At 50.7% G+C, this 10633-nt stretch carries 15 protein-coding genes; all 15 read right to left on the bottom strand.

The features are described from left to right. The coding region (locus NMC31_RS22765) for a major capsid protein (protein WP_253899171.1) at positions 1-249 on the bottom strand (249 nt) is incomplete at its 3' end. 42 nt (positions 250-291) lie between these two features. Next, positions 292-627, bottom strand: a complete 336-nt coding sequence (locus NMC31_RS22760; RefSeq protein ID WP_253899170.1) for a head decoration protein — start codon at positions 625-627, stop codon at positions 292-294. 9 nt (positions 628-636) lie between these two features. Then, positions 637-1932: a S49 family peptidase gene (locus NMC31_RS22755; RefSeq protein ID WP_253899169.1), complete on the bottom strand. Its 1296-nt coding sequence runs from the start codon at positions 1930-1932 to the stop codon at positions 637-639. Continuing rightward, positions 1916-3496, bottom strand: coding sequence for a phage portal protein (locus tag NMC31_RS22750; protein WP_253899168.1), 1581 nt, complete (start codon positions 3494-3496; stop codon positions 1916-1918). The genes NMC31_RS22755 and NMC31_RS22750 overlap by 17 nt, the downstream gene beginning before the upstream one ends. Further along, positions 3493-3696 (bottom strand): phage head-tail joining protein, encoded by a 204-nt coding sequence (locus tag NMC31_RS22745; RefSeq protein WP_253899167.1) that lies wholly within the window; start codon positions 3694-3696, stop codon positions 3493-3495. Before NMC31_RS22745 ends, NMC31_RS22750 begins: the two co-directional genes overlap by 4 nt. Beyond that, a complete protein-coding gene (locus tag NMC31_RS22740; protein WP_253899166.1) occupies positions 3696-5624 on the bottom strand; it encodes a phage terminase large subunit family protein in 1929 nt (642 codons plus the stop codon). Before NMC31_RS22740 ends, NMC31_RS22745 begins: the two co-directional genes overlap by 1 nt. After that, the gene (locus NMC31_RS22735) at positions 5596-6102 is read right to left on the bottom strand and encodes a terminase small subunit (RefSeq protein ID WP_301544640.1); all 507 of its coding nucleotides are present in this window, start codon (positions 6100-6102) and stop codon (positions 5596-5598) included. Before NMC31_RS22735 ends, NMC31_RS22740 begins: the two co-directional genes overlap by 29 nt. A gap of 429 nt (positions 6103-6531) precedes the next feature. Then, a complete protein-coding gene (locus tag NMC31_RS22730) occupies positions 6532-6999 on the bottom strand; it encodes a hypothetical protein (protein ID WP_063617392.1) in 468 nt (155 codons plus the stop codon). An 11-nt stretch (positions 7000-7010) separates the two neighbouring features. Then, complete coding sequence (locus tag NMC31_RS22725) at positions 7011-7325, bottom strand: DUF4406 domain-containing protein (protein ID WP_063617391.1); 315 nt, start codon at positions 7323-7325, stop codon at positions 7011-7013. A gap of 9 nt (positions 7326-7334) precedes the next feature. Further along, entirely contained in the window at positions 7335-7544 is a 210-nt protein-coding gene (locus NMC31_RS22720; RefSeq protein ID WP_063617390.1) for a hypothetical protein, read from the bottom strand. 26 nt (positions 7545-7570) lie between these two features. Next, entirely contained in the window at positions 7571-8038 is a 468-nt protein-coding gene (locus tag NMC31_RS22715; protein ID WP_253899165.1) for a hypothetical protein, read from the bottom strand. Between the two features lie 13 nt (positions 8039-8051). Beyond that, the gene (locus tag NMC31_RS22710) at positions 8052-8543 is read right to left on the bottom strand and encodes a hypothetical protein (protein ID WP_063617388.1); all 492 of its coding nucleotides are present in this window, start codon (positions 8541-8543) and stop codon (positions 8052-8054) included. Further along, positions 8540-8851 (bottom strand): hypothetical protein, encoded by a 312-nt coding sequence (locus NMC31_RS22705; protein ID WP_063617387.1) that lies wholly within the window; start codon positions 8849-8851, stop codon positions 8540-8542. Before NMC31_RS22705 ends, NMC31_RS22710 begins: the two co-directional genes overlap by 4 nt. Before the next feature lie 142 nt (positions 8852-8993). Then, positions 8994-9287: a hypothetical protein gene (locus tag NMC31_RS22700; protein ID WP_253899164.1), complete on the bottom strand. Its 294-nt coding sequence runs from the start codon at positions 9285-9287 to the stop codon at positions 8994-8996. Between the two features lie 49 nt (positions 9288-9336). Beyond that, positions 9337-10407, bottom strand: a complete 1071-nt coding sequence (locus NMC31_RS22695; protein ID WP_253899163.1) for a DNA-methyltransferase — start codon at positions 10405-10407, stop codon at positions 9337-9339. Positions 10408-10633 lie beyond the last annotated feature (226 nt).

Genomic DNA, 10633 nt, shown 5'->3' with positions numbered 1-10633 from the left:
CTTCGGCTTGACATAACCCGGCTGGAACTGTTTCGTCAAACCACCGCGCGTACGCAGCACTTTGCTACCTACGGTCGGAGAGACATAAACAGCCATGTCCACATCACCAGGGATTTCAGCCAGATCCACCTTCTGGGTTGAGAACAAAAACGTTTCACGAAAGAACAGGCTCATAAACACCTGTTTGAACTTCATTTTTTTGCGTAAAACGTCGATTAATTGCGTGGTGGTATAAGTTTCACCTGCCATGATTCTTCCTTTAAAAAAGGCCGCATTAGCGGCCCGTTATCGTTACTGAACGCTCAGTGCCGAACCGGCAAAAGCGTTGTATTTCTTGATATCCGAAACCCCTTCAGGCCACTGGATATCCTCAATGCGCCAGGTGCCGCTTTTGTACACGGTCACCAGTGTTTCGGTGCCATCTGCATCAAGCGCCAACAATGCAACGGCGGTACCGGCTTTTTGGCCGTCCCACGCAACTACCGTACCCGCACTATCTTCAGCGGCATCAAGCATCACTGGAGTCAATTTTGACGTCGGAGCTGTCAGGCCACTGGCCATCACAGCGGTATAACGTGGGTCGCTATTAGCGCCCGGTTGAATATGTTCAAAAGTGTCCTTAATCATCTCCCCTCCTTAGCAGGGAATATCCAGCAGATCGTTATCGTTCTGTTTATTGTCCAGACCTGCGCTCAGCGTATCCGGGGCGCTGTCCATCAACGTGTCGAGCGCGGTTTCAGAACGGGCCTGTGCGCTCTTGGGGGCTGCTGCGAGGATGCGCTTCGCATCATCCACGCCCAGCCCCTCAGTTGCGGCCAGCTCTTTAGCCAGTTCGCCACGCCCGATGGCTTCTTCGCAGTTCATAATGCCCATCATGCGCTGGCTCTCGGCTTTCACTGCCGCCTTTAATTGCTCGGCGGTCAGGGTTGCGCCGGTGTCCGGCTGATTGACATTGAGACCTTCACCACTCGGTTGGTTTTCAAGGGTGGTGGTTGGGGTTGTTTTCGACATTGAGCCTCCGCTGTTGCGTGTCGTTGTTTTACTGCCGATCGCTTCACGCATGTGTGCAATGGCATCAGTATTCAGGACCAGCTCATCAGCCAGCCCCACTTCCAGCGCATCTGCGCCGGAATAGACCGCCGCCTCCGTCGCCAGCACTTCTTCGACGCTTAACCCGGTGTATTGCGCCACTTTGTCAGCAAACATCTGCCGGGTTGCATCAATCGCCGTCTGCATTTTTTTGCGTACATCTTCAGGGAGCTTTTCGTAGATATTTCCATCCACTTTATGCGCCCCGCTGTGCAGCAGCGTGATTTCGATACCGTCCTGCTGTAACTGACCGGAGTAGTTCGAGTGCGCCATCAGCACGCCGATGGAGCCTGTACGAGCCGTTTGCGTTATCAGGCGATGTGACGCCGCGCTGGCAATCAACTGGCCAGCACTGCAGTTCATATCGTTAGCCAGCGCCCAAATGGGTTTTATTTCCCGCATACGAGCTATGTTGTCGGCGCAATCAAATGCCCCTGCAACCATGCCACCTGGCGTATCCATATCCAGTAGAATGCCGTCAACATCCGGGTCATGAACCGCCTTTCCGAGCAGCCCAATAATGGTGTTGTAACCAGTCATCCCGGAATAACTACTGAGATAACTGGCCTTACTGACCAGCGTTCCACTAACAGGGATCACCGCAATACGGCCAGATACCTGATAGGGTTTTCGCTCAACAGAGCGCTCTTCTTCACCGAACAGAGCCAACTCATTGCCGATTTGATCCCCGGTCAACAGTTCTCCCCGCGTGTCACGCACGGTGCCAATTCCCATCTGGCTGGCCAGTGCGCAAAAGAAAACCCGCGCATAGGCGGGTTCTATCAGTAGCGGCGAGTTGAACGCCATGCTGGCAATGTGGGGCAAATTACGCAGCGATTGCATCTGCGTCCTCCTTGTTTGAGTTATTCAGGGTGTCATTAAACACCTGCGCTGCCCATGCCGGAGGCCGGAGACCAGCTTTCTTACGTGCTTTCATTTCCAGAACCTGCTGCTGGAACACTTCTTCGTAGTCCAGCCCGCGTTTAGCACATTCAATTTCGTATGTGCTCAGCCCGGCCTCAATCAGCATCGCGGCCTCCTGAACTTCCTTCAGACCATCAATGGCCATACGGCCCGAACCAATCCACTCACATTTCGCCCAGGAGTTTCTCGCCTCCTGAAATGAAAACCGTGCATTACGCGGTAACTTAACAATCCCACGCACGATTGCTTCCTCCAGCCAACAGAGAAACATCTGGCTGGCCTGGCGGGCAGCTATAAACTTCCTGCGCCCCATAAAATAGGCCCAGGATTCATTGGCGCTGGCCCGTGCGGTTGAATAGCTGAGCTGCTGGTAATTACGGGAAAGTTGTTCATACGAAACGCCCAGCGCCGCCGCTATATTGCGCAGCAACGCCGCTTCAAACACTGAAAAACCATTGTCCGCATTCTGGGCTGTCTGCAGATTCAGTGAGTCACCTGGAGCAAGGTGCGATGCTTTCACACCGTTCATTTTGACCGGTGACGCATCGTAGTAAGTATTCAGCACCTTCAGCAGTTCATTGAACTTAGGTTTACTGCCTTCACCAGCACCCAAGAGAAATTCCATTGCACTCTCGCTGTCCAGCTCGCTCTCAATGGTCAGCGCATACATCGCCTTAACAATGGCGCTCTGCAGCTGCGTTTTTTGCAGCGTATCGAGCATTTTCATCTGCTCCATAGCACTGTAAAACTGGTTCGCTCCGCGCGTCTGTCCATCTCCTTTTGGCTCAAACACATGGATCATCGCCGGGCGACCATTGACCAGCTCGCGTGGAACATACGTCCACTGCTGGGACGACCAATCAGGATAGCTGTCATCGCTGACATAATATCCCATCGCCGCCCCTGCCTTGCTGACACGAACGCCGGCACGTAGCTCATTGCTGTCCGACTGCCCAAACGGGTTATTGACACGCTTCGGGCTAACCATTTTGAACTGAGTACGGAAAATTCGACGCTGCTCTTTTTCCCAGCAAGGCTGGGTAAACAGCTCTCCGTTGAAAGCGTGGGTCGCAACACCCTCGCGGATCATCATCGTGAATGTTCGCTTGCGTTCAGCATCGATGTAGCAATGATCGTCTTCAGCAAACTCCCACCATGCGTCTTCCACATCTCTGGCAAATGCACGCGCATCTTCCTGGTTAATACCCAGATAACGCCATTGTGGCCGATAACTCAGCCTGAAGAACGACCCGACAACATGATCCTGGTGCAACTGGATAGCATTGGCCGCGTAGCCATTGTTACGAACTAAATCTTCCGCGCGGGCGTTACCGCGATCAAGCACTGGCAGCAGCGCTTCATCTGCGCTTTCCCGCGCAGGATTCCAGTCAATTAACTGACCACCGAAGCCCGCACCTCCGCCCTGGTATCCTGCGTATTCTCGCAGTGGGGTTGAGCCGTCCGGCCCCAGCAGTTGTTTCATAGGAAAAACCTCACGGGGGAACGACGGCCAGATAAGCCCAGCTCATCTTCCAGCTCTTTGATATATCGCTTCAGATCATTAACGTTGACGCTGGAATACTCTACACGCCGCCCATCTTTCTGGATTGTCACGGCACGCTTACCAGTCATTAAGTCATGTAAAGCTCGCTTTGCTTCATCCAGATCGGCTCTTGTTACCACTAATTACCTCCTAATTGTTTTGCCAGTTCAGCCAGCTCGTTAAGCTGGTTTTGTTGCCTGCGGTTTTCACCATCTTCACGCTGGCTGGCCAGCAGTTCTTCCAGGTTGATCTGGAATCGAGCTTTACTGATACGCAGGGCCGCAAGCGAATAGACTAAACAATCCAGCGCTTCGTTACGCCTGCCCTTGTTATCCCACAGCAGACGTTTTTTGCCTTTTTCGTCCTTCTCAACCAGTTCTTCAGCCGTCAGCTGCTGTGCTTCTGCCTGGTCGAATACATCAGGATTATTGGGATAGTGGATAGCGCCTGGGCATGGTTCATCGTTTTCCGGCACCAAAGTGAAACGGTGGTAAATCTGCTCTTTTGCCGTGTCGGTGCCTATTTCTGTCAGATAGACACCCTTTTTATTCCGCTTACGCGGCATATCCGCCACGGGTTTTCCGTAAGTTGATGCCCCTTTTACGGGTATCAACCAGAACAGGCCATGCATACGGGAGCGCTTATAGACAATATCCGGGTCGATCCCCCCGATGTCCCAGCAGATGCGTGAAATGGATATTTCAGTACCATTTTCTCTGGTGTACCGCTTGTGAATGGCTTCGTCGACACGCTTAAGCGTTTCTTCTTCGTCGTGACGCCCCATGATAATGACGCGATCAATCAACCATGATTCTTCACCAGGTCCCCATCCCCACACACGCATCTCGTAGCGGTCCAGCTGAGAGTCGATACCAGCCGTCAGATAAACCGCAAACTCTGGAACAACAGCCTTGTAATCCTCTTTACGCTCAACAAGCAGTTCCGCATCCGGGCGTTCGCCAACTTCAGGAGACCATGTTTCGCCTTTCGTGGTGTTAACGAAGGCTTTCATTTTGGCTGTATCGCCTACAGCATCTTCAAACTCGGTAACAATCTGCACCCAGGTGGTGAACGGGCTATACGCTGTCCAGATGTGAAAAGTAACATTCAGTGGTGGGGATACTTCATCGCCGGCAGAGGAATACCAGTGAATACCATCTTCCGTGCGGATGCCGGTGTTATCGCAAACATAACGGGCACCAGTGTAATCCAGCTCGTGCTGCCGAATTACACAGCCAGTATGCTCACAGAGATAAAAAACCGACTCAGGATGGCCGCGATCCCATTTGAAACCAAATGGCGTTTCTTTATCGCCAAACTTCAGATATTGATATTCACCACAGTGCGGACAACGAATATAGAAGCGCATCAGATGCGGCGATTCTTTTGCCGCTTTTTCCATCTGGCACTGGCCCTTAATTTTGGGTGTGGAGCCGCGAATACTTTTTGCCCAAACAGAACCTTCGATACGCTTATCACCGATGGAAATTGGGGAACCCTCCCCCTCAACGTCAGCGTCGAATGCAGCAAGTTCATCATAAGCAACCACATCGACCGATTTGGCGCGGTAGTTTTTTGCCGACTTTCCACCCAGCACTCGCAAACTTCTCCCGTTAGAGAAACTTTTCAGGGTGATGGTGTTGTCTTTATGCTTTTTCCCATACCACGGCGCGAGAGCCAGCAAAGCTGGAACATCACGAATCGTCGGTGTGACGTCGGTTTTCATGAAGTCTTTAGCATCATCATCAGTGGGGAGCCATGTGATAATGCTGCGCTGCTTATGAGCGATGAAATAAGCCAGCACACCGAATAGCATTTTTGAATAACCAACGCGGGCTGACTTAAGAAGGTTTATTTTTCGGATATCATCGGAACCCATTGCATTCACAATAGCCCGCTGATATGGCAGCGTTTCCCACTTACCTTCCTGATAGTTACCTTCTCTTGGGAGGTAATAGTTATCGTCTACCCACTCGACGGCGGTCATTTCTTCAGGCTTAAATAATGCAGCAAGACCAGCTTCTACAGCGGAAATAAGGTTATTTATCTGCTCCGTTGATATATTCATTTAACAGTTTTGGAATAATCCCCTCCGCCTTTGCTGCCTTATTTCTTGCCTTAATAATTTCCCCCTTAAGGTGATTAACGTGACTTTTACTCAACCCCGGAAACTTTCGCTGATACGCAAGAGGAATGGTATCCAGAATGCTGGCTATCTCGCTGGCCACCCGGCTTAAAACAAAGGTGCAGAACGCGGTATCAACCAGCAATGCCTCTGCGCGAGCGTTTTCCCGTTCCTGTTCGTCAGCCTGTGCTTTCAGAAGTCGTAACCGTTCAGCCTTGATTTCTTCATCCAGTTGGTCAGATTCTTCATCGGTTTTTTTCGTTTCGTTTTTATGCGTCAACCGGTTATCAAGCACGCTGCGGACATCATAAAAAACCTCTCGCCCGTCCTTCTTCGCAGGTTCGACGCCCCATTTATCAAAGGCCTGAACTGATATACGCAGGCTGGCAGCCATATCCTTCTTATTCAGGTAAACACTCATTTTTCACCCGTTTTTTTGAGGGCTGGTTGTTATTTTTTTTCCTGAAAGCCGCATATGGACATGGCTGAAGCGAAACGACTAAACAACAACCGCCATTTTTGAAAATTTTCGTATATAGCGATACCGTGCGGGTCTGAAGCCCCGTAGCTTACGCAGGGGCCGGAAAGGACCCACAGACGATAATGACTCGCATTGACGGGGGGGGTGAGAGCCACCCCGTGCGACCGTGGTCGCTCGATGAAGAGCGCAACGCCCCGGCGCTTATCTCCGGCAGTCTGTTACGCTGGCCAGCTCTTCAGCGGCACTTGCGTCCTCATTGACATGAGCGCTATAAGCCCGCGTAGGTTGGGCTATGAACCCGTTACGCAGCAACGCTCATGTCAATGAGAATAGAAAAGCGTGCGACCGTGGTCGCACGAAAGCGGAACACTACTTTTTATATAGTCGGCTATTGACTTCTGCTATTGAACGACTGGCTTCACCAAGTGATTGCTCAATCAACTTAATATCGTTGTGAGACAGATTTATTGTTTGTTCGACGGTTATTTCGTGGAGTGGTGGATATAAATTAAACGCATAGACATAGCCATATGCTTCGATGTTTCTAACGGTATCAAGAAGACTAAATCCAAATATTTTTTTAAATTTAGATTCGGTATATTCACGGTCATCAATTATTAAAATTTTCGGGATTTTGCTTATTTCCGCTCCAACAAGTAAACTGAATCGACAAGTCCACTCCCTGGGGATTCCATGCTGACGAACAATCTCCATACATTGTTCGTCAGAACCAACATACATCGCACATAGTTCATGCTGGTTAAATCCCTTTAACATCGCTACAAGAGCTGTCGTTTTGCTGCTCCGAGGCGGCATCCAGATGTCTATAATTTGCATCCCCATCTCCTTTATGCCGCTACAATCGGTGCCACAGGTGGGTAATGAAGCGTTGAATAAACAGGTAGCTCCATCTTGTACGCATAATGGTACTCAGCTGTAGCCCCGGAGGATGTCTGCCAGCCAGGAAGCATCAGGATCGCGTCAGCGCAGCGGAGCATCGCAAAGCAAATATCCATATATTCACGCTGCTCAAGCCCATCAGGCAAACTAGCTGGGTTAAGAACGGTATGACCATGACGGGCTAAACGTTCAGCCTCTTTATTGAAAGCGTTACGGTTAAAATCTTCACGACCCGTCATTGGCCCGGCAATATAAACTTTCATTTCATCCCTTTATTTTGGAGCGATACAACCGGCTTCAAGGGCCGATATGTATCCAGTTATTTGCCCCATGTCATCATCAGAAATAACGAAGTAACCATCGATATGAGTGATATCAATCTTCGGTTTCTCTGCTGCGCACGGACTCGGAGCCAATATCGGGGTCGACGACTCGCACCCTGCCAAAACGGCGCAGATAATCAGCGGGATTATTTCGCGCATAATCTATCCTCTGCTGCCGTTCATCATCACTGTGGGTTTTTACTGCCTGAACCGTCATCTCCAGTATCAGTGCCAGCACTTTCAATACGACTTCCACGCAGTTCCCCTTTGTTTTTGGCCGTTTCCACCATCACACGGAATTCATCATCCGATGGTCCATTTGCCCTGGCTGCTTCCTGTGCAACTTTTCTGGCGGCATCGGCATTACGCGCATGCGCGTAATTCGCGGCTACGAAGTCCAGAATCTTCATAATGACCACCGGAATACGGCCAGTCACAGAAGGTGGCAGAACGGCACGCAGCTGCGCCACGGCATAAAGAACGATAAACACCCCTGTTACACCACTGGCCCAGCCAGGGGGAAGCAGATGAATCAGGGAATCAAGATCGTAATCGTCACTGGCCAGCGCCGGCTGCGTCGCAAAAATAAGAAGACCAAAAGTGACATTCATCAGCAGCCAGGCTTTAGCAATTCGTTTTAAACTGTTCATCATTACTCCTTGCGCTTCACTGCTTGAATAGCGCGTCAACGCCAGCACGCTGGCATTTATCGATATAATCCTGCGGCGTGCCTTTGCCTGCCGAGGTGTTGTAATACTTCTTCCAGTAGCTGGCCCGACCTTCACGGGTCGTAGGGATTGACTCAGGAACAGCCAGGTAACGCAGACGGCAAAACAGCATCGCCAGCAGAGGGGACGTTCTCAGCTCCTGATAAACGGTTCGGCTCAGGTCAACACCAAACTCTTTCAGCAGCGTGCCGGCATAGCGGCTGCTTTTGTACTTATCACGAAGCCATTCGAACGTTCCCGGATCAACTTGCGTTAAACCAGTGCCTGCACTGGTTGGGGTTGGATCTGAATATTCACCCAGCAACGTTTCGGCAGCAGCGGTTTCCACACACAGCAAAACAGCTGCATTATTTTTCCCGTGGCCGATTACGTCGCAGACAGCCTCGGCATAGCAAACAGCATCCTGTTTGCGGACCAGCCCATAATTCATCGTTTATTTCTCCCGCCGAAAATTCGGCTGATTGTGTTTTTTGCGAATCTGGTGATTTCATTGACGGTATGAGGCCAGGCAATGGCTGACAGGCCTGCGAGGGTAATAACCTTCAAAATTGAAACGTTGCCCATAATTCCGTATGCCCAAAGGATGATTGCAACAATCACCCCCCGTATAACGTCACCTGTAAGACGTCGCAGGTTCAAAGGGGTATCAGACAACAAAGCGCTTGATACCACTCCAGCTGAGATCATGAGCAGAACCAGCCAGAGATCAGGATTTCCGTATTCGATAGCTGTGTTCATGACTCCGCCACCCGCGCGGCGGGCATTAAAAAGCCCCGCTATTGCGAGGCTAAGAGTTATCCCCTCTCAGGGATATTGATTGAGTTATCCGCTTGCCGGGATAAACATTATCGAAGCCCCTACGCAGGAGCTTCTGTAATGATTAATCTTCTACGGTTGCACCTTCAGGCAGCTCTACGCAGCCAAAAACCGGCATACCCGGAGAGCGATCGTCTTCTACCGCCACCAACTGCGATTCTGAGTACCAACGCTGAGTCGCGCATTTATCAGCGGCCTGATAATACACAAGGTACTGATTCTCACCGTTGAGATACTGCGCACGGGCCTGAACTTCGCCCCATTCATCACTGATACGCAGATTAACCAACTGACCCAGACAAAATTTGAAGTCTTTAGCTACTGGCAGTATTTGGCAGCCATTCTGATTTTTTTCCACTTAACACTCCCTTTATTTGAGAAAGCCCCGCATAACGCGAGGCCTGTCGTTAAATTTTTTCTATTTCGGAGACCGTTTGTAAAAAGCGCTCTTCTTCGATCTCAACACCTATCGCCTGACGGCCCAGCTTCAACGCAGCTTTAACGGTTGAACCAGATCCCATGAAGAAGTCCGCGACTACATCACCAGGGCGAGAGCTGCTGCTGATAATGTGTTCCATCATCGCAGCCGGCTTCTCACAAGGATGTTTACCAGGGTAATACTGCACAGGCGGGAATTCCCAGACATCGGTATAGGGGACATCCGCTGTCACAGAGAACGGTCGACGCAAGTTTTCATATTGGGCCTTTAGATCGTCATATTGGCCCTTAACCACGTCATAGCGTGATTTAAGGTCGGCATAGCGCTTTTCATGTTCTCCATACCCAACATTAAAAGGCGAAGGGCATGGAACACCGAGGGCTTCAGCACGCTGCCGGAACAACTCGTGCAACTTATTAAAGTCATCCAGCGCCGGCAACCGCCACTGCGATGCCGAAAACCAATGCGAACACATCTGTTTTCCCGTCGCGGTGTTAATATCCGCTGCCGAAATCCCCAGCTGACGTCGAGCTGACGCAAATGATTCAATCAACGGGGAAAAAACATCTTTCCGCAACTCTGCGCATTTGCTCGCGTAACCTGACTGACCTTTCGCATAACCGGATGCGCCGTAGTGTTCTGCAAACATAATGCGCTCGGTTGCCGGGAAGTAAGCCCTTAGACTTTCTTTATGGCACCCACGCCATATGCCACTTGGTTTTGCCCAGGTGATATGGTTCAGAACGTTGAAACGATCGCTGGTAAGCAGTTCTATCTTTGATGCCAGCCGCGAACCGGTAAACATATACAAACTGCCGTTCGGGGCCAGTATCCGCCAGAACTCCGCAAGAAACTCGTCAATCCAGCCTAAAAAATCGGCATCGTTATCCCACTGGTTGTCCCACGCGTTCGACTTCACGCCGAAATAGGGTGGGTCGGTCACGATCAGGTTTACGGAATTGTCGGGGATGGTTTTGATGAATTGCAGAGAATCTGCGCAAACGAGCTGCGCTCCATTGATTTGTGTAGTTTTTAACATAGCTATTATGTTTCTGCCTGGGTAAGCTAACCCTGCGATGCGCATCGCGGGTGGGCTTTGGGTTCAGCCTATACCTCTGGCATGGGTTGACCGCGGGATAAGCTGCAACTTGTCCCGCGCCCACTTTTTTCAGGCACAAAAAAACCGCCCGTAGGCGGTTGTTCGGACGTCAGGCGCAAAACACCCAACTTAGAAAAACGATACCTAAAAATAGCTGTTTTGCCAA

It is taken from the genome of Pseudocitrobacter vendiensis (genome assembly GCF_943590815.1).
GTDB lineage: Bacteria > Pseudomonadota > Gammaproteobacteria > Enterobacterales > Enterobacteriaceae > Pseudocitrobacter > Pseudocitrobacter vendiensis.
This window is presented reverse-complemented; position numbering and strand designations above follow the sequence as displayed.